Below are 23,266 nucleotides of genomic sequence, written 5' to 3' on the forward strand. Positions count from 1 at the left end.
ATGCAGACCGTATTAGCGAAAATCGTTGCCGATAAGGCCATCTGGGTTGAAGCGCGGAAACAGCAGCAGCCGCTCGCCAGTTTCCAGAATGACGTGGTACCGAGCAGCCGTCGTTTTTATGATGCCCTGCAGGGCGCGCGCACCGCATTTATCCTTGAGTGCAAAAAGGCCTCGCCGTCAAAAGGGGTGATCCGCGACGATTTCGACCCGGCGAAGATCGCCGCCATCTATAAGCGCCACGCTTCGGCGATTTCGGTGCTGACCGATGAGAAATATTTCCAGGGAAGTTTTGATTTTCTGCCCATCGTCAGCGGCATCGCGCCGCAGCCGATTTTGTGCAAAGACTTTATTATCGACCCGTATCAGATCTGGCTGGCGCGTTTTTATCAGGCCGATGCCTGCCTGCTGATGCTCTCGGTGCTGGATGACGAGCAGTACCGCCAGCTCGCTGCGGTGGCGCACAGCCTGAAGATGGGCGTGCTGACCGAAGTGAGCAACGAAGAGGAGCTGGAGCGTGCTATCGCGCTTGAGGCCAAAGTCGTCGGCATCAACAACCGCGACCTGCGCGATCTCTCCATCGACCTAAACCGCACCCGCCAGCTGGCGCCACGTCTGGGTGCAGGCGTGACGGTCATCAGCGAGTCCGGCATCAACAATTATGCCCAGGTTCGCGAGCTGAGCCATTTCGCCAACGGCTTCCTGATTGGTTCGGCGATGATGGAGCAGGACGATCTCAGCGCGGCGGTACGTCGCGTGTTGCTGGGTGAAAATAAGGTATGCGGCCTGACGCGCCCGCAGGATGCCGTAGCGGCTTATGAAGCAGGCGCGATTTATGGCGGGCTGATCTTTGTTGATGCCTCCCCGCGCAATGTGTGCGTTTCGCAGGCGCGCGAGACGATCGCCGCGGCACCGTTGCAGTACGTGGGCGTGTTCCGTAATGCCGCGATCGACAGGGTGGCAGAGGTTGCAGACCAGCTCTCCCTCACCGCCGTTCAGCTGCACGGTAGCGAGGACCAGAGCTATATCGATGCCCTGCGCCAGAGCCTGAAACCGCATGTGCAAATCTGGAAAGCCCTGAGCGTGGCGGACACCCTGCCGCCGCGCACGCTCAATCATGTCGATAAATATGTTCTGGATAACGGCCAGGGCGGAACCGGGCAGCGTTTTGACTGGTCGCTGCTTAACGGTGAGAAGCTGGATAACGTCCTGCTCGCCGGTGGTTTAAGCCCGGACAACTGCGTTGAAGCCGCCAAAGCAGGCTGCGCAGGTCTCGATTTTAATTCAGGCGTTGAGTCGCAGCCGGGCATAAAAGATGCCAGCAAACTGGCTTCGGTGTTCAAAACGCTGCGTGCATATTAAGGAAGAGAAGATGACCACATTATTAAATCCCTATTTTGGTGAGTTCGGCGGCATGTATGTGCCGCAGATCCTGATGCCCGCCCTGCGCCAGCTGGAAGAAGCTTTTGTCAGTGCACAAAAAGATCCGCTCTTCCAGGCTGAGTTTACCGACCTGCTGAAAAACTACGCCGGTCGTCCAACGGCCCTGACCAAATGCCGTAACCTGACGGCGGGCACCAACACTACGCTGTATCTGAAGCGTGAGGATCTGCTCCACGGCGGCGCGCATAAAACCAACCAGGTGTTAGGCCAGGCATTGCTGGCAAAACGGATGGGTAAAACCGAAATCATCGCCGAAACCGGTGCCGGACAGCACGGCGTGGCGTCGGCGCTGGCTAGCGCCCTGCTCGGTCTGAAATGCCGTATCTACATGGGGGCAAAAGACGTTGAGCGTCAGTCACCAAACGTCTTCCGTATGCGTCTGATGGGCGCGGAAGTGATCCCGGTGTACAGCGGCTCGGCCACCCTGAAAGATGCCTGCAACGAAGCGCTGCGCGACTGGTCTGGTAACTATGAAAACGCCCACTATATGCTGGGCACCGCCGCGGGTCCGCACCCCTTCCCGACCATCGTGCGTGAATTCCAGCGCATGATCGGGGAAGAGACCAAAGCGCAGATCCTCGAAAAAGAGGGGCGTCTGCCGGATGCGGTGATCGCCTGCGTTGGCGGCGGTTCAAACGCCATCGGCATGTTTGCCGATTTCATCGATGACAGCAGCGTGGGGCTGATTGGCGTTGAGCCTGCCGGTCATGGCATCGAAACCGGTGAACACGGCGCGCCGCTGAAACACGGTCGCGTGGGCATCTACTTCGGCATGAAAGCGCCGATGATGCAGACTGACGAAGGCCAGATCGAAGAGTCGTACTCCATCTCCGCCGGTCTGGACTTTCCGTCCGTCGGACCACAGCACGCCTATCTGAACAGCATCGGTCGCGCCGAGTACGTCTCTATTACCGATGACGAAGCGCTGGAAGCGTTCAAAACCCTGTGCCGTAAGGAGGGGATCATTCCGGCGCTGGAGTCTTCCCACGCCCTGGCCCATGCCCTGAAAATGATCCAGGACAACCCGGAAAAAGAGCAGCTGCTGGTGGTAAACCTTTCCGGTCGCGGTGATAAAGACATCTTCACCGTTCACGATATTCTGAAAGCACGAGGGGAAATCTGATGGAACGTTACGATAACGTGTTTGCTGAACTTAAGGCCCGCAAGGAAGGCGCGTTTGTTCCCTTCGTAACGCTGGGCGACCCCTCTCCTGAGCAGTCGCTGAAGATTATCGACGCCCTGGTTGAGGCGGGTGCCGACGCGCTGGAGCTGGGCATTCCCTTCTCCGATCCGCTGGCCGATGGCCCGACCATCCAGAGTGCCACCCTGCGCGCCTTTGCCGCAGGCGTAACACCCACCCAGTGCTTCGAGATGCTGGCGACCATTCGTCAGAAATACCCGGCTATTCCCATTGGCCTGCTGATGTACGCCAACCTGGTCTTTAACCGAGGGATCGACGAGTTTTACGCCGAGTGCGCCCGCGTGGGCGTGGATTCGGTGCTGGTCGCCGATGTGCCGGTTGAGGAGTCTGCACCGTTCCGCCAGGCGGCGATGCGTCATAACGTCGCGCCGATCTTTATCTGTCCGCCAAACGCCGACGACGAACTGCTGCGCCAGATTGCGTCCCACGGTCGCGGATATACCTATCTGCTGTCGCGTGCTGGCGTAACGGGTGCGGAAAACAAAGCCGCCCTGCCGCTGCACCATCTGGTGGAAAAACTGGCGGAATACAACGCCGCACCGCCGCTGCAGGGCTTTGGCATTTCGGCACCTGAGCAGGTTACTGCCGCACTGGGTGCCGGAGCTGCCGGGGCTATTTCCGGTTCAGCGATTGTCAAAATTATCGAGAACAACGTCGATAAGCCCGAGCAGATGTTGAGCGAGCTGAAATCCTTCGTCAGTGCCATGAAAGCAGCCACCCGTCCGCAATAATGGAATCGCCGTCTGGTTTTGCCAGACGGCTTCATGCATAAATTGATCCCTTCGAGCTTTAACGCATTTAACACTTTCCAAAATAGTTTCCCGGCGTATTATCCCCCCGTCTTATAAGTCTTCCTCCTTAATCCTTCTGAGTTCAGAGGTTTAACTATGTCATGGCACCACTTTAAGCAGGCTTATTTAATTAAGTTCTGGTCACCTGTTCCTGCGGTTATCGCTGCGGGGATCCTCTCCACCTACTATTTCGGCATTACCGGCACCTTCTGGGCGGTCACCGGCGAATTTACCCGCTGGGGCGGACAACTGCTGCAGCTGGCTGGCGTTCACACCCAAGAGTGGGGTTATTACAAACTGATTCACCTTGAAGGTACTCCGCTCACCCGCATCGACGGCATGATGATAATCGGCATGTTCGGCGGCTGTTTTGCTGCAGCGCTGTGGGCAAACAACGTCAAGCTGCGCATGCCGCACAGCCGGATCCGCATCGCCCAGGCGGTTATCGGGGGCATTATCGCCGGGTTTGGCGCGCGTCTGGCGATGGGCTGCAACCTGGCCGCCTTCTTCACCGGGATCCCGCAGTTCTCCCTGCACGCCTGGTTCTTTGCTCTGGCCACCGCCGTGGGCTCGTACTTTGGCGCGCGCTTTACCCTGCTGCCCCTGTTCCGAATTCCCGTCAAAATGCAAAAAGTGAGCGCCGCTTCGCCGTTAACCCAGAAACCGGATCAGGCGCGCCGTCGTTTTCGCCTCGGGATGCTGGTCTTCTTCGGCATGCTGGCCTGGGCGCTCTGTACCGCACTCAATCAGCCTAAGCTAGGTCTGGCGATGCTGTTCGGCGTCGGCTTTGGCCTGCTGATTGAACGGGCGCAGATCTGCTTTACCTCGGCGTTTCGCGACATGTGGATCACCGGCCGTACCATGATGGCGAAAGCGATCATTGCCGGGATGGCGGTGAGCGCCATCGGGATCTTCAGCTACGTCCAGCTGGGCGTTGAGCCGAAGATCATGTGGGCTGGACCGAATGCCGTCATCGGCGGACTGCTGTTTGGCTTCGGGATTGTGCTGGCAGGCGGGTGTGAAACCGGCTGGATGTATCGCGCGGTCGAAGGCCAGGTGCACTACTGGTGGGTCGGTCTGGGTAACGTCATTGGCTCCACCCTGCTGGCCTATTACTGGGATGATTTATCGCCCGCGCTGGCGACGAACTGGGATAAGGTGAACCTTCTCAACACCTTTGGTCCACTGGGGGGACTGCTGGTGACCTACCTTTTGCTGATGATCGCCTTTTTACTGGTGCTGGCGCAGGAAAAGCGCTTTTTCCGTCGCGCTGCCGTGAAAACTGAAATCCGTGAGGAAGCCGCATGAAAGAGATCGTACCCGACTACCGCCTCGATATGGTGGGTGAACCCTGCCCTTACCCGGCTGTCGCCACTCTTGAGGCGATGCCGCAGTTGAAGAAAGGCGAGATCCTGGAGGTGGTGAGCGACTGTCCGCAGTCCATCAACAACATCCCGCTCGATGCGAAAAACCACGGCTATACCGTGCTGGATATTCAGCAGGATGGGCCGACTATCCGCTATCTGATCCAGAAGTAATGTCAGGGTGGTGACAGGCCACCCCTTTAAGTATTAATCCCATTTTATTCAGCATCTCCCCGTGGCGTCTATGCTTTACATTGACTACAAAAGGAGAACGTTATGTCAGACCATAATCTTGATAATGATGCACAATATGCTGGTGAAAAGGCCAAGAACAAGCTGGATGAAGCGGCCGGTGCTGCACAGCAGCAGTTTGGTGAATTTGTTGATTCACCAAAACATCAGTTGAAGGGTGCCGGACGTAAATATGCTGCACAGGCCAGCGACGTGGTGACTGAGGTTACCGACGCGGTGAAAAATAATCCGCTTACCGGCCTCATTGCCGCAGGTGCGGTGGGTATTGTCCTTGGCCTGTTGTTGGGTCGTAAATAAAAGACAGAAGGCCCTTCGGGGCCTTCTTTACGTCAGAAGCGATATCCCGCCGAGAACATAAACACCCAAGGATCCAGACGGGTGCTGATACTTTGTTGCTCCCCACCTGCTTTGAAACGGACGTCGGTATCAATATCCATGTACCAGACCGAGGCGTTAATTAACCAGTCGCGGTTAATCAGATAGTCCAGCCCCACCTGACCCGCCATACCCCAGGAATCCTTCAGGCTCAGGTCAGAGAGGCCCGCCGCTTTACCGGTGTCGTTAAACTTCTCATCAAAGAAGGTGGTGTAGTTGACCCCGGCACCCACATAGGGGCGAACCTTGCTCCCGGCATCGCCGAAATACCACTGCGCCATCAGGGTGGGCGGCAGATGGTGAACCGTGGCGATATCTCCGGTTGGGCCCGTCCCGACCCGGTGACGAAACGGCGTGGCCGCCAGCAGTTCAACGCCGACGTTGTCGGTGGCCATCCAGGTGAAGGTCATCCCGGCCTGGGTATTGTTACTGACGTTAAAACCGCCTAAACCCAGAACATTTTCCGAGCCTTCCGTAGGACGTACCGTGGCGGTCCCCAGGCGGAAGAAGAACTCACCTGCTTCGTGGGCAATTGCACTGCCGGAAAGCGTACCCAGAATCAGTGCTGCGAGCGCTGCTTTTTTCATATCCATTCCCTCGTTATGGTTTTATTGGCGACGGGAATATACCTACAAATGATTAATCATGATCCAATCGGGATCACATTGAATTCAGAGATTTAACATTCATTGATCTAAATTAATTTTTTCGGTCGCGGGCAAAAATTGGTAGTGGCCGCCTGGATCAATTTTGCTTTTTCAGGCAAACAGAGCACAGTGCGATAACAACCGTGCAAAATTACAGCGAGGGATTACGGGCGCTTTACAAAGATATGCTTTTCCATACAAGGCTTGATACTGCCACCGTACAGTTATCCAGGGTACAATTGCCCGCTAATTAACACCTGCAATACTCAAGGAGAGTGCATGTCTATCACGGCGAAGTCTGTCTACCGTGACACGGGGAATTTTTTCCGCAATCAGTTCCTTACCTTTTTACTGATTGCCTTGTTGTGCGCATTTATCACGGTGGTACTTGGTCATGCCTTTTCGCCGAGTGAGGAGCAGATTGCCAGCCTGAGCGAAGGCGATCAGATTGCCAGCAGCGTCGGGCTGTTTGAAATGGTGCAGAACATGACCCCTGAGCAGCAGCAGATCCTGTTGCGGGCTTCGGCGGCCTCGACCTTTTCAGGCTTAATCGGTAATGCCATTCTCGCCGGCGGCGTGCTGCTGATGATCCAGCTGGTATCTGCCGGACAGCGCGTCAGCGCACTACGGGCCATTGGGGCCAGCGCGCCGCTGCTGCCAAAACTGTTTATCCTGATCTTTTTAACCACCATGCTGGTGCAGTTAGGGATTATGCTGGTGGTAGTGCCGGGCGTGCTGCTGGCCATCGTGCTTGCCTTCGCGCCCGTGATGGTAGTACAGGACCGCATGGGGATTTTTGTCGCCATGCGTAGCAGCATCCGGCTGGCATGGTCTAATATGCGTCTGGTTGCCCCGGCGGTGATGAGCTGGCTGCTGGCTAAAACCCTGCTGCTGCTGTTTGCACCGAATCTTGCCGTTCTGACGCCTAACGTCGGTGCTGTGGTGGCAAATACGCTGAGCAATCTGATCTCCGCAGTCCTGCTCGTCTATTTGTTCCGCCTGTACACGTTAATCCGCCAGTAATTTTTCTGATGGCCTGGGCATCACGCGCAGGCCATCGCTGATGATGGAATAGAAGAATGAAGCAGTTTCTTGATTTTTTACCCCTGGTTGTCTTTTTTGCCTTCTACAAGCTGTATGACATTTACGCGGCCACTACTGCCCTGATCGTCGCCACCGCGGTGGTGCTGATTTACAGCTGGGTGCGCTACCGCAAGGTGGAAAAGATGGCCCTGATCACCTTCGTGCTGGTGGCCTTCTTTGGCGGACTGACGGTCTTTTTCCACAACGATGAGTTCATCAAGTGGAAAGTGACCGTCATCTACGTGCTGTTTGCCGGTGCGCTGCTGTTCAGCCAGTGGGTCATGAAAAAGCCCCTTATTCAGCGCATGCTGGGTAAAGAGCTGGCGCTTCCGCAGGTCGTCTGGTCACGTCTGAATATCGCCTGGGCGGTGTTCTTTATTCTTTGCGGCCTGGCGAATATCTATATCGCCTTCTGGTTGCCACAGAATATCTGGGTCAACTTCAAAGTGTTCGGTCTGACCGCACTGACGCTGATTTTCACCCTGCTGAGCGGTATCTACATCTATCGTCATATGCCGCAGGATGATAAGAACTGATCTTCCGGCCAGCACAACTCACGCGCTGGCCACATCGTTACAAGCAGAGAAAAGAATGACTACACAAGAAGCCCCTCAGGGTGAACTGGTTTTACGCACACTTGCAATGCCCGCCGACACCAATGCGAACGGCGATATTTTTGGCGGCTGGTTGATGTCGCAGATGGATATGGGCGGGGCCATCCTCGCTAAAGAGATTGCGCACGGCCGCGTGGTGACGGTCCGGGTCGACGGGATGACCTTTTTACGCCCTGTGGCCGTGGGAGATGTGGTCTGCTGCTACGCGCGCTGCGTGAAGCGTGGGAATACCTCGGTGTCGATAAATATCGAGGTGTGGGTGAAGAAGGTCTCTTCAGAACCTATCGGTCAGCGTTATAAAGCCACCGAAGCGCTGTTTATTTATGTGGCGGTGGACAGCGAAGGTAAACCTCGCCCGTTACCTCAGGCATAAAAAAAGCCTCCCGATGGGGAGGCTTTTTTATTATTCCATCTGTGCCCCGCCGTTCAGGCGGAAGACAATATTCACGATCAGCCCGCTGCCTGGCTTACCGGCTTCATAACGCCATTTGCGCATCGCGGTTTTCACTTCACGCTCAAACATATTCGACGGCTGTGCGGAGAGGATCTGCACATTATCCACGCGTCCGTCGGCGGTAACGTCAAATTTCACCCGTACACGGCCTTCAATACGTAATGCCTGAGCTCGCGCCGGGTATTGCGGCTGGTTACGGCTCAACGCGCGTGGACCTGCCGGGGCCGCTGCTACCGGCTTCGCGGTGGCGGGCGAAGAGTTCATGACCGGGCGAGCCGGGGCCGCTCTCTCGACCGGCTGGGTGGTGCGAGGCTCAACCGGGCGCTCTTCACGCTTCGGACGCTCCTCCACCTTTTTCACGGGTTTTGGTTTCGGCTTCGGTTTTGGCTTGGGCTCCGGCTTATGAATCACTACAGGCGCTTCTTTAGGCGGTTCAGGAACGATTTCAGGTTCCGGTTCCGGCTCGGGTTCAGGCTCTGCAACAGGTTCCGGTGGTGGCGCCACCTGCACGGGCTCCAGCTCCGCAGGTGTTACCATGGTCACAGAAATCGGCTGCGCGGGCGCTGGCATTTCAATAACCTGATGTACCGATGTGTAAAGCAGACCCGCCACGACGGCTCCGTGAATGCCGACGGACAACAGCGTCGGCCAGGGAAAGCGGCGAGGTAAATCAAGGGTCATTGAAGTCATAATCGTTTCAGTTAAAAAGCCAGGCCTCGATTTTAAATGCAAATAGCAATCATATTCAATAAGCCAGTTAAACTTCGCCCGATTTAACCGTTCAGCTGGCGAAAAAAGGCACGTGTTGAGAAGGGTTTTAACATTGTCGCTATCTTTGCGTTGCAGTCACCTGTACTTTCACATAACGTAATTCCCACTTTTATCGGTTAAGGAGCTCCGCTGTGCTTTATGTGATTTTTGCTGCAGATGTTGCTGATTCTCTTGAAAAACGCCTCTCCGTACGCCCTGCCCATCTTGCGCGCTTACAGCTGCTGCATGACGAAGGCAGATTACTGACCGCAGGTCCAATGCCTGCCGTAGACAGCAACGATCCGGGTGCGGCAGGATTTACCGGCTCGACGGTGATTGCCGAGTTTGAATCTCTCGAAGCGGCACAGGCCTGGGCCCAGGACGACCCCTATGTGGCAGCAGGCGTGTATGATAACGTCGTGGTGAAGCCGTTTAAAAAAGTTTTCTAGGATAAAAAAAGGCTCCGCACCGGGAGCCTTTTCTCATCAGTTCAGCGATGCCAGCCGCGCCGCGAACCCAACAAACAGTAAACCAATCAAGCCATTTCCCAGCTTCGCCAGTTTCTTTTTGGTTTTCAGGTAGCGCGTCACAAAGGCTCCGGAGAAGATCAGGAAGCTCATATAGACAAAACTGATGATTTCCAGCGTGACCGCGAGGATCATAAAGGCTACGCCGGTATGCTTCGCCTGAACATCAATAAACTGTACGAAGAACGAGACATAGAACAGGATCGCCTTCGGGTTGGTCATGCTCAGCACCAGCGAGCGTTTCATTATTGTTTTGGCTGGTTCAAGACCGCCCGCTTCGCCCTGCTGATTATGCCTTATCACTGACCAGAGCATCTTGCCGCCCAGCCATAACAGATAGAATGCCCCAAGATAGCGAACAATATTAAACAGCATCGGTGTGGTCTGGATCAGCGCAGCCACGCCCGCCCAGGCCAGAAACATCAGCACCGCATCGCCGATAAACACGCCGCTGGCGGCCAGATAGCCCTTTTTCACGCCGTGACCAATACCGGTCTTTAAGACAAACAGGGTATTTGGCCCTGGCACCAGTACGATAAAAATAGCCCCAACGACATAAGTCCAGAAATTCAGTACACCCAAATCCGCAAACACCTCATCCTCCTTTTCGAAATAGCGAATCATATAAAAACATCGGGCACCTCTGAGGGTGCCCTTGTGTCATTCAGTAATCCTGAACGGCGAACAGCAACGCATTGCGATGACGGTTCATACTGCACTTTCTGATGGCGTGGATACGCATATTACGGCGGGATTGTGCTTCCAGCCAACGCGCTTTGCGACGACCTGTCTGTCGCAACATGCGCCAGCGCCCTACTTCTGTTCTACTGCGCTTCATGTTAACAACTCTTCCCAAAACAGAACGCTCATTATAGTCCCTTGCCTGCGTCAGACCAGCGCTTTTATCTGGCGTTTTTATTTGCCAGAAAAATCCTGACGCGTAAACTCATAACAATACGCTTTCAAAAGGATTTTTTATTATGACAACCTTCTACACCGTGGTGAGTTGGCTGCTCATTCTGGGATACTGGCTGCTCATCGCGGGGGTAACATTACGCATCCTGATGAAGCGCAGAGCCGTTCCTTCTGCCATGGCATGGCTGTTGATTATCTATATCCTGCCGCTGGTCGGTATTATTGCGTATTTATCCTTTGGCGAACTTCACCTCGGCAAACGTCGGGCAGAGCGCGCACGGGCGATGTGGCCTTCGACTGCGAAGTGGCTGAACGATCTCAAATCCTGCAAACATATCTTCGCCGAAGAGAACAGTGACGTCGCCGCGTCATTATTCAAGCTTTGCGAACGCCGCCAGGGCATTGCCGGGGTGAAAGGCAATCAGCTGCAGCTGATGACCACCTCCGATGACGTAATGAACGCGCTAATCCGCGATATACAGCTGGCGCGGCATAATATTGAGATGGTGTTCTACATCTGGCAGCCCGGCGGCATGGCCGATCAGGTAGCGGAATCGCTGATGGCCGCCGCGCGTCGCGGTATCCACTGCCGCTTAATGCTCGACTCCGCCGGGAGTGTGACCTTTTTCCGCAGCAACTGGGCATCAATGATGCGCAATGCCGGTGTGGAAGTGGTCGAAGCCTTAAAGGTCAATCTGATGCGTGTGTTCCTGCGCAGGATGGATCTGCGTCAGCACCGCAAAATGGTGCTGATCGACAACTACATTGCCTATACCGGCAGCATGAATATGGTCGACCCGCGCTTCTTTAAACAGGATGCCGGCGTGGGCCAGTGGGTCGATCTGATGGCGCGTATGGAGGGCCCGGTCGCCACCGCGATGGGGATTGTCTACTCCTGCGACTGGGAGATCGAAACCGGCAAACGCATTCTACCCCCGCCGCCGGATGCGAACATCATGCCGTTTGAACAGGCCAGCGGACACACTATTCACACCATTGCCTCCGGCCCGGGCTTTCCGGAAGATCTGATCCACCAGGCGCTGCTGACCGCAGCCTATTCCGCCCGTGAATACCTGATCATGACCACCCCCTACTTCGTGCCGAGCGACGATCTGCTGCACGCCATCTGTACCGCCGCCCAGCGTGGGGTCGATGTGAGTATCATCCTGCCGCGCAAGAACGATTCGGTGCTGGTGGGCTGGGCCAGCCGGGCGTTCTTCAGTGAACTGCTGGCGGCCGGGGTGAAGATTTACCAGTTTGAAGGTGGGCTGCTGCACACCAAGAGCGTGCTGGTCGACGGCGAACTCAGTCTGGTAGGAACCGTGAACCTGGATATGCGCAGCCTGTGGCTCAACTTTGAGATCACCCTGGTGATCGACGATGCCGGTTTTGGCGGCGATTTGGCCGCCGTGCAGGACGACTATATCTCCCGCTCCCGCCTGTTGGATGCCCGTTTGTGGATGAAAAGACCGCTGTGGCAGCGAATTGCCGAACGACTGTTTTACTTCTTTAGTCCGTTGCTGTAAAACGTGCCCAACGATGTTAAAAGGTAGTCATCATGGAAATGGATCTAAACAATCGCCTGACCGAAGACGAAACGCTCGAGCAGGCCTACGATATCTTTCTTGAACTGGCCGTCGATAATCTCGATCCGGCTGACGTCATTCTCTTTAATCTGCAGTTTGAAGAGCGTGGCGGCGCGGAGTTGTTCGACCCGTCTGAAGACTGGGCTGAACATGTCGATTTCGACCTGAACCCGGATTTCTTCGCCGAGGTGGTGATTGGCCTGGCGGATACCGACGGCGGTGAGATCAACGACATCTTTGCCCGCATCCTTCTGTGTCGCGAGAAAGACCACAAGCTGTGCCACATACTCTGGCGTGAGTAAAATCTGGCGCGAATAAAAAAAGGCTGCAAATGCAGCCTTTTTTATTACCTGTTATCCACTCAGAGCGGATCGACCTTCAGGCAGGAGACCGCATGGCGGAAGCTGCCTTCCAGCACCGGACGCGTCTTCGCGCACTCCGGCCCGGCAATCGGACAGCGGGTACGGAACACACAGCCCGACGGCGGATTGATCGGCGACGGCAGTTCCCCTTCCAGCAGCTGAATAGTTTTATTCTGCTCGAGGTCAGGATCCGGCACCGGCACCGCAGACATCAGCGCTTTGGTGTAAGGGTGTAACGGGTTGTGATAGACCTCATCATAGGTGCCCAGCTCAACCGCATGGCCGAGATACATCACCAGGACACGATCGGAGATGTGCTTCACCACCGCCAGGTCGTGCGCGATGAAGATCAGCGACAGGCCCATCTCTCGCTGCAGCTTTTGCAGCAGGTTAACTACCTGCGCCTGGATGGACACGTCCAGGGCGGAGACCGGTTCGTCGCAGATGATCAGTTTCGGCTCGAGGATCAGCGCGCGGGCAATACCGATACGCTGACACTGGCCGCCAGAGAACTCGTGCGGATAGCGGTTGATGAGGTTAGGCAGCAGGCCCACTTTCATCATCATCGCCTTAACGCGGTCACGCACTTCCGTGCGCGGCATCTTCGGATGATAGGTGCGCAGCGGCTCGGCGATGATCTCACCGATGGTCATACGCGGGTTCAGTGACGCCAGCGGATCCTGGAAAATCATCTGGATGTCGCTGCGCACTTCGCGCCACTCATCCGGTTTCATCCCCAGCAGATCTTTACCCAGCCAGGCCACTTTGCCGTCGGTGGCTTTCACCAGGCCGATAATGGCGCGGGCGAAGGTGGATTTACCGCAGCCCGACTCACCCACTACGCCGAGGGTTTCCCCTTCGTACAGACGCAGGGTCACGCCGTCCACCGCTTTCAGGGTTTTGGCCGGCTGCCAGAACCACTGCTTGCCATCCTTAATGTCGAAATGCACCTTCAGATCGGCGATTTCGAGCAGAACATTTCTTTTTTCGTCGGTCGCGTTCATACCAGCTCCTCGTACGGCTTAAAGCAGGCGCGCAGACGGCCTGGGGCAAACTCTTCCAGCGGCGGAGCGCTGTTGCAGATTTCCATCGCGTGCGGGCACCGCGGCTGGAACGGACAGCCCTTCGGCAGACGCAGCAGGTTTGGCGGGTTGCCCGGAATGGTCAGCAGCGACTCCCCTTCCGCATCAAGACGCGGTACCGCATTCAGCAGGCCAATAGAGTACGGGTGCGCCGGATGGTAGAACACATCGCGCGCTTTACCGTACTCCATAGTACGACCGGCATACATCACCAGCACCTTGTCGCAGATCCCGGCCACGACGCCCAGATCGTGGGTAATCATGATGATCGCGGTGTTAAACTCGCGCTTCAGCTCATTCAGCAGGGTCATGATCTGCGCCTGAACGGTCACGTCCAGTGCGGTGGTGGGTTCATCGGCAATCAGCAGTTTTGGCCGGCACAGCAGGGCCATGGCGATCATCACGCGCTGGCGCATCCCGCCGGAAAACTCGTGCGGGAACATGCGCATACGCTTACGCGCTTCCGGCATTTTCACCGCATCCAGCATCTTCACCGACTCTTCAAAGGCTTCGCCTTTGCCCATCCCTTTGTGCAGCATCAGCACTTCCATCAGCTGCTCGCCCACACGCATATACGGGTTCAGGGAGGTCATTGGATCTTGGAAAATCATCGAGATCTGCTCGGCGCGCAGCTTGTTCAGCTCGTTTTCCGGCAGGTTAAGGATCTGTTTGCCGTTAAAGAGCGCAGATCCGCCGATAACACCGTTTTGTGCCAGCAGGCCCATCAGCGCGAACGCCGTCTGGGATTTACCGGAACCGGATTCACCCACGATACCCAGCGTTTCGCCAGCACGCAGGCTGAAGTTAAGATCGTTTACCGCGGTCACGTCGCCATCGGGCGTTTTGAAGGTAACGCGCAGATCTTTCACATCCAGCAGAAGGTTGCTCTGCTGATGCGCTTGTGGGGCAGATGCCGTTTCAATAATAGTCATGGCGGCACTCCTTAACGGTCTTTCGGATCGAGGGCATCACGCAGGCCATCGCCGATAAAGTTGAAACAAAACAGTGTCACCACCAGGAAGCCCGCCGGGAACAGCAGCAGCCACGGTGAAACTTCCATAGAGTTTGCGCCATCACTCAACAGCGCACCCCAGCTGCTCAGCGGCTCCTGGGTACCCAGGCCGAGGAAGCTCAGGAAAGATTCAAACAGGATCATGCTCGGCACCAGCAGGGAGGCATACACTACCACTACGCCCAGCACGTTCGGCACGATGTGGCGAACCACGATATTGCCGGTAGAGACCCCGCCGACCTGCGCCGCTTCGATAAACTCTTTGCGCTTCAGGCTCAGGGTCTGGCCGCGAACGATACGCGCCATATCCAGCCACGACACCATGCCGATGGCCACGAAGATCAGCAGAATGTTCTGGCCAAAGAAGGTCACCAGCAGGATGACGAAGAACATAAACGGGAAGGAGTTGAGGATCTCCAGAATACGCATCATCACCGAGTCGACTTTGCCGCCGAGGTAGCCGGACAGCGATCCGTATAAAGTCCCCAGAATTACCGCAACGAAGGCCGCCGCGATCCCGACCATCAACGAAATGCGTCCACCGATGGCCACACGCACCAGCAGGTCGCGCCCGGAGGAGTCGGTACCAAAGTAGTGGCCCGATTCGGTATCCGGCGCGCTGGACATCATGCCCCAGTCGGTATCGAAGTAGGTGAACTGAGACAGCATCGGCGCCAGCGTCACAAACAGGGCGATAACCACCAGCACAATCAGGCTGGCAACCGCGGCACGGTTGTGCATAAAGCGACGGCGGGCATCCTGCCAGAGACTACGCCCCTCGACTTCGAGTTTTTCACTGAAGTTTTCCAGCGCCTCGCTGTTTTTCTTACTTAACATCATGGCGAGCTCCAGTGTCAGTAGCGAATTTTCGGATCGATAACGGCATACAGCACGTCGACGATCGCGTTAAAGAAGATGGTGAGCGCGCCAACGAGAATGGTCAGACTCAATACCAGAGAGTAGTCGCGGTTAAGGGCGCCGTTAACGAACAGCTGGCCGATACCCGGCAGACCATAAATGGTTTCGATAACCATTGAACCGGTGATGATCCCGACAAACGCTGGGCCCAGGTAAGAGAGCACCGGCAGCAGCGCTGGCTTTAACGCGTGACGGAAGATGATACGGCGCATCGGCAGCCCTTTCGCACGGGCGGTACGGATGAAGTTAGAGTGCAGCACTTCAATCATCGAACCACGGGTAATACGCGAAATACTGGCGATATAGGCGAGAGACAGCGCCACCATCGGCAGGATCATGTACTGCAGCGCCCCGCCGTTCCAGCCGCCGCCGGGCAGCCATTTCAGGGTGATGGCAAATATCATTACCAGTAAGGGTGCGACGACAAAACTCGGTATGACGACGCCGGTCATTGCCACCCCCATCACGGCGTAATCCCATTTGGTATTTTGATTAAGCGCGGCAATAACGCCCGCCGTCACGCCAAGAATAACGGCCAGTAAAAATGCCGCGGCGCCTAATTTTGCCGAAACGGGGAAGCTCGAAGCCACCAGGTCGTTTACGGAATAATCTTTGTATTTAAACGACGGACCAAAATCACCGTGGGCCAGCTGTTTCAGATAGTTGAAATACTGGGTGGAGATAGGATCGTTTAAATGATATTTCGCTTCGATATTCGCCATGACTTCTGGTGGCAGCGTACGTTCACCGGTGAAAGGACTTCCCGGCGCGAGACGCATCATAAAGAAGGAGATCGTTATAAGAATAAATAGCGTTGGGATCGCTTCAAGACAGCGACGTAGGATAAATTTCAACATTGCCCGTACCTTCTGGCGTGTGCCTATATAGTATTACGATGAGTAGACACCGTGGGGCAGGCATCGCCCGCCCCACTCATTGCCATTAATGCTTGATAATATACAAGTTTTTAACGTAGATATTATCCATCGGGTCTTTCCCGGTATATCCACCTACCCACGGTTTCACCAGACGGGCGTTCACGTAGTAGTAAACCGGCACGATTGCAGAGTCTTTATCGAGCTGCTGTTCTGCTTTCGCATACAGGTCAGCACGCTGCGCTTCGTCAGTGACTTTCAGGGTATCGCCAATCAGCTTGTCGAACTCTGGGCTCTTATAGTGCGCGGTGTTGTTCGAGCTGTCGCTCAGCATAGTGTTCAGGAAGGAGGTCGGTTCATTGTAGTCCGCACACCAGCCTGCACGCGCCACATCAAAGGTGCCCTGATGACGGCTGTCGAGGAAGGTTTTCCACTCCTGGTTTTCCAGCTTCACGTTCGCACCCAGGTTTTTCTTCCAGATGGAGGAGACGGCGATAGCCAGTTTCTTATGCAGGTCAGAGGTGTTGTACAGCAGGTTAAAGGTCAACGGTTTCTCAGCGGTATAACCGGCTTCGGCCAGCAGTTTCTTCGCTTCTTCGTTACGTTTTTCCTGTGACCAGCCGAACCACTCTGGCTGGGTCAGTTTTGCGCCATCGGTATACGGTGGGGTGTAGCTGTACGCCGGCAGGTCGCCCTGGTTTTTCACTTTATTAACGATGATGTCGCGATCCAGTGCCAGTTTCAGAGCGGTACGAACGCGAACGTCATTGAATGGCGCTTTCTGGTTGTTGATCTCGTAGTAATAGGTGCAGAGGTACGGGTCAACGTGTACTTCAGCCGGGATCTCTTTTTTCAGCTTCTGGAACAGTTCAATCGGCATGTTGTTATAGGTCATGTCGATTTCGCCGCTGCGATAGCGGTTAACGTCGGTCACTTCAGAAGAGATTGGCAGGTAGGTTACCTGATTAATAACGGTTTTCGCGTTGTCCCAGTAGTTGGTATTACGCTCGAGGTCGATACGTTCGTTAACAACCCAGGCTTTCAGCTTATAGGCGCCGTTGGTCACGATATTGGCAGGCTGAGTCCACTTCTCGCCGAATTTCTCAACCGCGGCTTTCGGAACCGGGGAAACGGACGGGTGAACCAGCAGCTTATAGAAATACGGAACCGGCTCGCTCAGGGTCACTTCGAAGGTGTTGTCATCGATCGCTTTTACGCCGAGGTCGGTAACCGGTTTTTTACCGGTGATGATGTCGTCGATATTGGCGATATGGCCATACTGCAGATAGCTCGCATAAGGAGAGGCGGTGTTTGGATCCGCCAGGCGCTGCCAGCTATAAACGAAATCTTGTGCGGTGACCGGGGAACCGTCAGACCACTTTGCGTCTTTACGCAGGTGGAAGGTCCAGACTTTACCGTCTTTGTTTTCCCATTTTTCAGCGACACCCGCAACCGGGTGGCCGTCTACGTCAGAGACCAGCAGACCTTCGAACAGATCGCGGTTAACGTTAGACTCAGGTACACCTTCAATTTTGTGCGGGTCCAGAGACTGGACTTCAGCACCGTTGTTACGGACCAGCGTTTGCTTCTCCGCCAGTTGGACCCCAGCAGGTACGTCAGCAGCCATTGCAACGTTGCCTGCGATTAGCGCAGTTAAGATCCCCGCAGCGACCAGACTTTTTTTTGTGATGATGGACATTGTGTTGATACTCCACTCTTTATAATTACTGGTTTTTTACCAGCCTGTTTAATTCCCCTTTTTGGGGTTCCCTGACAACGTAGGAGTTTATGCTGCCGTCAGGCGTTTTTTTACTTCTTGCTATCACCGACTTTACTATTACTGGCGACTCGTCTGGCCGCCTTGCGTCGATTTGTGACACGCCTCCCCTGTCGAGGCGTGTATTAATTCTTATAGGTCAGAATCGTTAATGAAAAAGATTCTCAACTAAAGGAATTACGCTGAAATGGAATGGCCGGAAAGTACCAAATGGCTTACTTAGGTGCCAATACATTTTGCAAATTTGTTAACCAATTCTCTTTTACGAAAGTTACCGTAACGCTGTGGGCTACCCTGCCGCGCATCAAAAGCGGGAAAAGTTACCGCTATTCAATGGGATGTTGAAAATGTTGTCGATGACTGCCTGGCGCTGCCAGAGACGAACAGTTATTTGTACAAAAAATTAACAACTGTCTATTATTTAGCACATTCATCTAAATCATTCAGCAAATTACTAATATCATCTCAGTAATCTTGCAGCAAGCCCCAGAGTATCGTGTGAGTAAAATAACAGTCGCATTGCGCGGATTGTGACCAGCACAGGAGGGTGATGGAAGGCAAGTTATTGAAAGTTATAACAACAAAATTATTAATAAAATTTATTATAGATAGAGCGATTTTCAACTTTCATTATATGATTTGCTGATAATGACAAAAAAAACGGAGCCACAGGCTCCGCTCTTTCGTTTGAAATGGCTAACTGAGTAAACCCGGGAAAATGGATTTCAGACCGGTAACAATAAATTCGATCCCCAACGCCATCAGCAACAGACCCATAATTCGGGTAATAACGTTAATGCCGGTCTGCCCCAGTAGACGCACCAGCCAGGGTGCGAGACGGAATATCCCCCAGCAGCAGAACGCAAACAGCGCGATGGCTACCGAGAAGCCAACCAGATGCATCAGATTATGGTAGCGCGTTCCCCATACGATAGTGGAGCTGATTGCCCCCGGTCCCGCCATTAATGGCAGCGCCAGCGGTACTACACCAATACTCTCGCGGATGGCGGTTTCTGATTTCTCCTGCTTGTTTTGTTTGTCCTCACCCAGCTTGCCGCTGATCATTGACATTGCAATAGTCACCACGAGGATCCCGCCAGCAATTCTGAACGAATCAATGGAGATGCCAAAAATTTGCAATATTGAATCGCCAAGATAGAGCGAGGTCAGCAGGATGATTGCCACCGACAAATTTGCCGTCAGGTTGGTTTTATTCCTGGCCACAGCGGTTTGATAGCTGGTCATACTGATAAACACGGGGATGATGCCCACCGGGTTCACCAGCGCAAACAGGCCGATGAAAAACTTAAAATAGGTTGGAAAATCAAAGAGCGATAGGCTCACTGTTAGCTCCGCTGATAAGCAAGACGTAATATAAAATGTGGCAACAACAATAACCGCGCAGAAGATACGCCTTTTATGCCTGCCTTTCATCACATTAATGCTAAATATAGTGATGTTGCACTGTAAAATATTTGTGTACTTTATAGGTGCTTATGGTTCAATTACTTTTGCAATTATTTAACATCTGACGAAATGCCCCAAAATACCCCTGCTGAAAGGTATCAGCTTATGGATAAATTGATACAGATCATGTTTTCGGTACTCAGAAGTGAGTAATCTTGATTACGCCACCACGGAGATGCAGAGTCTGAACCCAGGCTACTGATAGGAGGCTCTTTTAGTAAATCAGGGGAAAGATAAAAACGTTAACACCTTGTTTTTACGTAATTAAAGCAAGTGGCAATGACGCTGACTATACTGTTTTCTTGTCGAGCAGCTGATTTACTAAAAGAGTTTAACATTATCAGGAGAGCATTATGGCTGTTACTAATGTCGCTGAACTTAACGCACTTGTAGAGCGCGTAAAAAAAGCCCAGCGTGAATATGCCAATTTCACCCAAGAACAGGTTGATAAAATCTTCCGCGCCGCCGCCCTGGCTGCTGCAGATGCTCGAATCCCTCTCGCTAAAATGGCCGTTGCCGAATCCGGTATGGGTATCGTTGAAGATAAAGTGATTAAAAACCACTTTGCTTCTGAGTATATCTACAACGCCTATAAAGATGAGAAGACTTGTGGCGTCCTGTCAGAAGATGACACCTTCGGAACCATCACCATCGCTGAGCCAATCGGTATCATCTGCGGTATCGTTCCAACTACCAACCCAACTTCTACCGCTATCTTCAAATCGCTGATCAGCCTGAAGACGCGTAACGCAATCATTTTCTCTCCACACCCACGTGCTAAAGATGCAACCAACAAAGCTGCGGATATCGTTCTGCAAGCGGCGATCGCTGCAGGTGCACCGAAAGATCTGATCGGCTGGATCGATCAGCCTTCTGTGGAGCTGTCTAACGCACTAATGCACCACCCGGACATCAACCTGATCCTTGCGACCGGTGGTCCAGGTATGGTTAAAGCAGCTTATAGCTCCGGTAAACCGGCTATCGGCGTAGGTGCGGGTAACACCCCTGTTGTTATCGACGAAACCGCCGATATCAAACGTGCTGTCGCTTCTGTACTGATGTCTAAAACCTTCGATAACGGCGTAATTTGTGCTTCCGAGCAGTCCGTTGTTGTTGTTGACTCCGTATACGATGCCGTTCGCGAACGCTTCGCCAGCCACGGCGGCTACCTGCTGCAGGGCAAAGAGCTGAAAGCTGTTCAGGACATCATCCTGAAAAATGGCGCACTGAACGCCGCCATCGTCGGTCAGCCAGCGTACAAAATCGCTGAACTGGCAGGTTTCACCGTTCCAGCCAGCACTAAGATCCTGATTGGCGAAGTGAAAATCGTTGATGAAAGCGAGCCGTTTGCGCACGAAAAACTGTCTCCGACCCTGGCAATGTACCGCGCGAAAGATTTTGAAGACGCGGTCGTTAAAGCTGAGAAACTGGTTGCGATGGGCGGTATCGGTCATACCTCCTGCCTGTATACCGACCAGGATAACCAGCCAGAACGTGTTGCTCACTTCGGTCAGATGATGAAAACTGCCCGTATCCTGATTAACACCCCTGCTTCTCAGGGTGGTATCGGTGACCTGTATAACTTCAAACTCGCGCCTTCCCTGACTCTGGGTTGTGGTTCATGGGGTGGTAACTCCATCTCTGAGAACGTTGGTCCTAAGCACCTGATCAACAAGAAAACCGTTGCTAAGCGAGCTGAAAACATGTTGTGGCATAAACTTCCGAAATCTATCTACTTCCGCCGTGGCTCCCTGCCAATCGCGCTGGATGAAGTGATTACTGATGGCCACAAACGTGCGCTCATCGTGACTGACCGCTTCCTGTTCAACAACGGCTACGCAGACCAGATCACCTCTGTTCTGAAAGCAGCTGGCGTAGAAACTGAAGTGTTCTTCGAAGTTGAAGCTGACCCTACCCTGTCCGTTGTGCGTAAAGGCGCAGAGCTGGCAAACTCCTTCAAACCAGACGTGATCATCGCGTTGGGCGGCGGCTCCCCAATGGACGCAGCCAAAATTATGTGGGTAATGTACGAGCACCCTGAAACGCACTTCGAAGAACTGGCGCTGCGCTTTATGGATATCCGTAAACGTATCTACAAGTTCCCGAAAATGGGCGTGAAAGCGAAAATGATCGCCGTCACCACCACTTCCGGTACCGGTTCTGAAGTGACTCCGTTTGCCGTTGTAACCGACGATGCAACCGGTCAGAAATACCCACTGGCAGACTACGCTCTGACGCCGGATATGGCGATTGTCGATGCCAACCTGGTTATGGAGATGCCGAAATCACTCTGTGCATTCGGTGGTCTGGATGCGGTAACTCACGCCCTGGAAGCCTATGTTTCTGTACTGGCGTCTGAGTTTTCTGACGGTCAGGCTCTGCAGGCACTGAAACTGCTGAAAGAGAACCTGCCAGCGTCCTATAACGAAGGCTCTAAAAACCCGGTTGCCCGTGAGCGCGTGCACAGTGCTGCCACCATCGCCGGTATCGCGTTTGCTAACGCCTTCCTGGGCGTGTGCCACTCCATGGCGCACAAGCTGGGTTCACAGTTCCACATTCCTCACGGTCTGGCGAACGCCCTGCTGATTTCTAACGTTATCCGTTACAACGCGAACGATAACCCAACCAAGCAGACTGCATTCAGCCAGTACGACCGTCCACAGGCTCGTCGTCGCTACGCAGAAATCGCTGATCACCTGGGCCTTAGCGCTCCTGGTGACCGCACTGCAGCGAAGATCGAGAAGCTGCTGGCATGGCTGGAAAGCCTGAAAGCTGAACTGGGTATTCCTAAGTCAATCCGTGAAGCAGGCGTTCAGGAAGCTGACTTCCTGGCTCACGTTGACAAGCTGTCTGAAGATGCCTTCGATGACCAGTGTACTGGTGCGAACCCGCGCTACCCACTGATTGCCGAGCTGAAACAGATCCTGCTGGATACCTACTACGGCCGTGAATACTCTGAAGGTGTGGTTGCTGCACCTGCAGCGGAAGCCCTGGTGAAAGTGGATAAGAAAGCGAAGAAAAGCGCTTAATTAATCGCTCAATAAAAAACCCGCTTCGGCGGGTTTTTTTATGTCTGTTAAGAAACAGAGATGCTAGCGACGAAAGGCGTCCTGAATCGCCGTCAGAGAGCCTGTGACCAGCGCCTCTTTGTAATGCTTACGACAGACGGATACATAGCGCTCATTGCCCCCAATAACCACCTGCTCGCCTTCCGCATAGGGTTTACCCGACTGATCGAGGCGCAGCACCATACTCGCTTTACGCCCGCAGAAGCAGATGGTTTTTAATTCCACCAGTTTGTCTGACCAGGCTAGCAAGTACTGGCTACCGATAAATAACTCGCCGCGAAAATCAGTACGCAAGCCATAACAGAGCACCGGTATATCAAGCTCATCAACCACTTCTGAAAGCTCATGTACCTGCTGACGCGTTAGAAACTGGCTTTCATCTACCAGCACGCAATGCACCGCCCGAGCGGCGGCTTCTGCTCGAATTTCATCCAGCAGATTGGTTTGTGGGTTAAATAGCCTGGCGGGTGAAGAGAGGCCAATTCGGGAGCTGACCTTCCCGGTGCCAAAGCGGTCATCGATTTCAGCGGTGTACACCACCGTGCGCATCCCACGCTCCTGGTAATTGTAGGAGGATTGCAGTAATGCGGTCGACTTACCTGCGTTCATTGCTGAATAGTAGAAATACAGTTGTGCCATTGGCCCTTAAACCCTAATCAATGTGTATTATTACCGATGCGCGATTGTACCATATTTTGTCGGGTCT

Annotated in this window: 24 protein-coding genes and 1 pseudogene; 14 read left to right on the forward strand and 11 right to left on the reverse strand. The window is 54.0% G+C overall.

Annotated elements, in window-relative coordinates:
* From trpCF to FFB58_RS05025, 6 genes are all read left to right on the forward strand, one after another.
* Positions 1-1,359 (forward strand): bifunctional indole-3-glycerol-phosphate synthase TrpC/phosphoribosylanthranilate isomerase TrpF, encoded by a 1,359-nt coding sequence (trpCF, locus tag FFB58_RS05000; protein ID WP_138369212.1) that lies wholly within the window; start codon positions 1-3, stop codon positions 1,357-1,359.
* A gap of 10 nt (positions 1,360-1,369) precedes the next feature.
* Positions 1,370-2,563 carry a tryptophan synthase subunit beta gene (gene trpB / locus FFB58_RS05005; protein WP_039030668.1) on the forward strand — a complete coding sequence of 398 codons (1,194 nt, stop codon included), beginning with the start codon at positions 1,370-1,372 and terminating at the stop codon, positions 2,561-2,563.
* Positions 2,563-3,372, forward strand: coding sequence for a tryptophan synthase subunit alpha (trpA, locus tag FFB58_RS05010; RefSeq protein ID WP_039030669.1), 810 nt, complete (start codon positions 2,563-2,565; stop codon positions 3,370-3,372). The genes trpB and trpA overlap by 1 nt, the downstream gene beginning before the upstream one ends.
* A gap of 156 nt (positions 3,373-3,528) precedes the next feature.
* On the forward strand, positions 3,529-4,740 hold the full coding sequence (yedE, locus tag FFB58_RS05015; protein ID WP_039030670.1) for a selenium metabolism membrane protein YedE/FdhT: 1,212 nt from the start codon (positions 3,529-3,531) through the stop codon (positions 4,738-4,740).
* Positions 4,737-4,970, forward strand: coding sequence for a sulfurtransferase-like selenium metabolism protein YedF (gene yedF, locus FFB58_RS05020; RefSeq protein ID WP_039030671.1), 234 nt, complete (start codon positions 4,737-4,739; stop codon positions 4,968-4,970). The genes yedE and yedF overlap by 4 nt, the downstream gene beginning before the upstream one ends.
* A gap of 102 nt (positions 4,971-5,072) precedes the next feature.
* A complete protein-coding gene (locus FFB58_RS05025; RefSeq protein ID WP_052246198.1) occupies positions 5,073-5,345 on the forward strand; it encodes a DUF883 family protein in 273 nt (90 codons plus the stop codon).
* Positions 5,346-5,377: 32 nt separating this feature from the next.
* Here FFB58_RS05025 and ompW read toward each other — a convergent pair whose 3' ends face one another.
* Complete coding sequence (ompW, locus tag FFB58_RS05030) at positions 5,378-6,010, reverse strand: outer membrane protein OmpW (RefSeq protein ID WP_039030672.1); 633 nt, start codon at positions 6,008-6,010, stop codon at positions 5,378-5,380.
* A gap of 221 nt (positions 6,011-6,231) precedes the next feature.
* On the opposite strand from ompW, the pseudogene FFB58_RS05035 reads away from it, so the two are divergent.
* From FFB58_RS05035 to yciA, 4 genes and pseudogenes are all read left to right on the forward strand, one after another.
* Positions 6,232-6,324: pseudogene (locus FFB58_RS05035) on the forward strand (YkgJ family cysteine cluster protein); the annotation flags it as partial.
* 25 nt (positions 6,325-6,349) lie between these two features.
* A complete protein-coding gene (locus FFB58_RS05040) occupies positions 6,350-7,093 on the forward strand; it encodes a YciC family protein (protein ID WP_039030673.1) in 744 nt (247 codons plus the stop codon).
* Between the two features lie 56 nt (positions 7,094-7,149).
* Positions 7,150-7,689 (forward strand): septation protein A, encoded by a 540-nt coding sequence (locus FFB58_RS05045; protein ID WP_039030674.1) that lies wholly within the window; start codon positions 7,150-7,152, stop codon positions 7,687-7,689.
* A gap of 55 nt (positions 7,690-7,744) precedes the next feature.
* The gene (yciA, locus tag FFB58_RS05050) at positions 7,745-8,140 is read left to right on the forward strand and encodes an acyl-CoA thioester hydrolase YciA (protein ID WP_138369213.1); all 396 of its coding nucleotides are present in this window, start codon (positions 7,745-7,747) and stop codon (positions 8,138-8,140) included.
* 30 nt (positions 8,141-8,170) lie between these two features.
* Here the strand turns inward: yciA and tonB are convergent, their stop codons facing one another.
* Positions 8,171-8,902: a TonB system transport protein TonB gene (gene tonB, locus FFB58_RS05055; RefSeq protein ID WP_138369256.1), complete on the reverse strand. Its 732-nt coding sequence runs from the start codon at positions 8,900-8,902 to the stop codon at positions 8,171-8,173.
* 221 nt (positions 8,903-9,123) lie between these two features.
* Between tonB and FFB58_RS05060 the strand changes: the two genes are divergently transcribed.
* Positions 9,124-9,420: a YciI family protein gene (locus FFB58_RS05060; RefSeq protein ID WP_032611245.1), complete on the forward strand. Its 297-nt coding sequence runs from the start codon at positions 9,124-9,126 to the stop codon at positions 9,418-9,420.
* A 36-nt stretch (positions 9,421-9,456) separates the two neighbouring features.
* Here the strand turns inward: FFB58_RS05060 and leuE are convergent, their stop codons facing one another.
* On the reverse strand, positions 9,457-10,092 hold the full coding sequence (leuE, locus tag FFB58_RS05065) for a leucine efflux protein LeuE (protein WP_138369214.1): 636 nt from the start codon (positions 10,090-10,092) through the stop codon (positions 9,457-9,459).
* A gap of 70 nt (positions 10,093-10,162) precedes the next feature.
* Complete coding sequence (locus FFB58_RS05070; protein ID WP_098946243.1) at positions 10,163-10,336, reverse strand: YciY family protein; 174 nt, start codon at positions 10,334-10,336, stop codon at positions 10,163-10,165.
* A gap of 142 nt (positions 10,337-10,478) precedes the next feature.
* On the opposite strand from FFB58_RS05070, the gene cls reads away from it, so the two are divergent.
* Both cls and FFB58_RS05080 read left to right on the forward strand, forming a co-directional pair.
* Positions 10,479-11,939 carry a cardiolipin synthase gene (gene cls, locus FFB58_RS05075; RefSeq protein WP_039030676.1) on the forward strand — a complete coding sequence of 487 codons (1,461 nt, stop codon included), beginning with the start codon at positions 10,479-10,481 and terminating at the stop codon, positions 11,937-11,939.
* A gap of 32 nt (positions 11,940-11,971) precedes the next feature.
* Complete coding sequence (locus tag FFB58_RS05080) at positions 11,972-12,301, forward strand: HI1450 family dsDNA-mimic protein (RefSeq protein WP_138369215.1); 330 nt, start codon at positions 11,972-11,974, stop codon at positions 12,299-12,301.
* Between the two features lie 59 nt (positions 12,302-12,360).
* Here the strand turns inward: FFB58_RS05080 and oppF are convergent, their stop codons facing one another.
* The 6 genes from oppF to FFB58_RS05110 form a co-directional block, all read right to left on the reverse strand.
* A complete protein-coding gene (gene oppF, locus FFB58_RS05085) occupies positions 12,361-13,365 on the reverse strand; it encodes a murein tripeptide/oligopeptide ABC transporter ATP-binding protein OppF (protein ID WP_039030678.1) in 1,005 nt (334 codons plus the stop codon).
* On the reverse strand, positions 13,362-14,375 hold the full coding sequence (locus FFB58_RS05090) for an ABC transporter ATP-binding protein (protein WP_039030679.1): 1,014 nt from the start codon (positions 14,373-14,375) through the stop codon (positions 13,362-13,364). Before FFB58_RS05090 ends, oppF begins: the two co-directional genes overlap by 4 nt.
* Before the next feature lie 11 nt (positions 14,376-14,386).
* Positions 14,387-15,295 (reverse strand): oligopeptide ABC transporter permease OppC, encoded by a 909-nt coding sequence (gene oppC, locus FFB58_RS05095; protein WP_138369216.1) that lies wholly within the window; start codon positions 15,293-15,295, stop codon positions 14,387-14,389.
* A gap of 14 nt (positions 15,296-15,309) precedes the next feature.
* Entirely contained in the window at positions 15,310-16,230 is a 921-nt protein-coding gene (gene oppB, locus FFB58_RS05100) for an oligopeptide ABC transporter permease OppB (protein ID WP_039030681.1), read from the reverse strand.
* 85 nt (positions 16,231-16,315) lie between these two features.
* Positions 16,316-17,947: an oligopeptide ABC transporter substrate-binding protein OppA gene (gene oppA / locus FFB58_RS05105; protein WP_039030682.1), complete on the reverse strand. Its 1,632-nt coding sequence runs from the start codon at positions 17,945-17,947 to the stop codon at positions 16,316-16,318.
* A gap of 774 nt (positions 17,948-18,721) precedes the next feature.
* Positions 18,722-19,369: a YchE family NAAT transporter gene (locus FFB58_RS05110; protein WP_138369217.1), complete on the reverse strand. Its 648-nt coding sequence runs from the start codon at positions 19,367-19,369 to the stop codon at positions 18,722-18,724.
* Between the two features lie 476 nt (positions 19,370-19,845).
* On the opposite strand from FFB58_RS05110, the gene adhE reads away from it, so the two are divergent.
* Positions 19,846-22,521 (forward strand): bifunctional acetaldehyde-CoA/alcohol dehydrogenase, encoded by a 2,676-nt coding sequence (adhE, locus tag FFB58_RS05115; RefSeq protein ID WP_138369218.1) that lies wholly within the window; start codon positions 19,846-19,848, stop codon positions 22,519-22,521.
* A 63-nt stretch (positions 22,522-22,584) separates the two neighbouring features.
* Here the strand turns inward: adhE and tdk are convergent, their stop codons facing one another.
* Positions 22,585-23,199: a thymidine kinase gene (tdk, locus tag FFB58_RS05120; protein ID WP_138369219.1), complete on the reverse strand. Its 615-nt coding sequence runs from the start codon at positions 23,197-23,199 to the stop codon at positions 22,585-22,587.
* Positions 23,200-23,266: the final 67 nt, after the last annotated feature.

This window comes from Enterobacter sp. MF024, assembly GCF_005843915.1.
Lineage (GTDB): Bacteria > Pseudomonadota > Gammaproteobacteria > Enterobacterales > Enterobacteriaceae > Enterobacter > Enterobacter barmai.

Coding starts and splice junctions, on each gene's coding strand:
- trpCF (WP_138369212.1), top strand. CDS start 1: ATGCAGACCGTATTAGCGAAAATCGTTGCCGATAAGGCCATCTGGGTT.
- trpB (WP_039030668.1), top strand. CDS start 1,370: ATGACCACATTATTAAATCCCTATTTTGGTGAGTTCGGCGGCATGTAT.
- trpA (WP_039030669.1), top strand. CDS start 2,563: ATGGAACGTTACGATAACGTGTTTGCTGAACTTAAGGCCCGCAAGGAA.
- yedE (WP_039030670.1), top strand. CDS start 3,529: ATGTCATGGCACCACTTTAAGCAGGCTTATTTAATTAAGTTCTGGTCA.
- yedF (WP_039030671.1), top strand. CDS start 4,737: ATGAAAGAGATCGTACCCGACTACCGCCTCGATATGGTGGGTGAACCC.
- FFB58_RS05025 (WP_052246198.1), top strand. CDS start 5,073: ATGTCAGACCATAATCTTGATAATGATGCACAATATGCTGGTGAAAAG.
- ompW (WP_039030672.1), bottom strand. CDS start 6,010: ATGAAAAAAGCAGCGCTCGCAGCACTGATTCTGGGTACGCTTTCCGGC.
- FFB58_RS05040 (WP_039030673.1), top strand. CDS start 6,350: ATGTCTATCACGGCGAAGTCTGTCTACCGTGACACGGGGAATTTTTTC.
- FFB58_RS05045 (WP_039030674.1), top strand. CDS start 7,150: ATGAAGCAGTTTCTTGATTTTTTACCCCTGGTTGTCTTTTTTGCCTTC.
- yciA (WP_138369213.1), top strand. CDS start 7,745: ATGACTACACAAGAAGCCCCTCAGGGTGAACTGGTTTTACGCACACTT.
- tonB (WP_138369256.1), bottom strand. CDS start 8,902: ATGACCCTTGATTTACCTCGCCGCTTTCCCTGGCCGACGCTGTTGTCC.
- FFB58_RS05070 (WP_098946243.1), bottom strand. CDS start 10,336: ATGAAGCGCAGTAGAACAGAAGTAGGGCGCTGGCGCATGTTGCGACAG.
- cls (WP_039030676.1), top strand. CDS start 10,479: ATGACAACCTTCTACACCGTGGTGAGTTGGCTGCTCATTCTGGGATAC.
- FFB58_RS05080 (WP_138369215.1), top strand. CDS start 11,972: ATGGAAATGGATCTAAACAATCGCCTGACCGAAGACGAAACGCTCGAG.
- oppF (WP_039030678.1), bottom strand. CDS start 13,365: ATGAACGCGACCGACGAAAAAAGAAATGTTCTGCTCGAAATCGCCGAT.
- FFB58_RS05090 (WP_039030679.1), bottom strand. CDS start 14,375: ATGACTATTATTGAAACGGCATCTGCCCCACAAGCGCATCAGCAGAGC.
- oppC (WP_138369216.1), bottom strand. CDS start 15,295: ATGATGTTAAGTAAGAAAAACAGCGAGGCGCTGGAAAACTTCAGTGAA.
- oppB (WP_039030681.1), bottom strand. CDS start 16,230: ATGTTGAAATTTATCCTACGTCGCTGTCTTGAAGCGATCCCAACGCTA.
- oppA (WP_039030682.1), bottom strand. CDS start 17,947: ATGTCCATCATCACAAAAAAAAGTCTGGTCGCTGCGGGGATCTTAACT.
- adhE (WP_138369218.1), top strand. CDS start 19,846: ATGGCTGTTACTAATGTCGCTGAACTTAACGCACTTGTAGAGCGCGTA.
- tdk (WP_138369219.1), bottom strand. CDS start 23,199: ATGGCACAACTGTATTTCTACTATTCAGCAATGAACGCAGGTAAGTCG.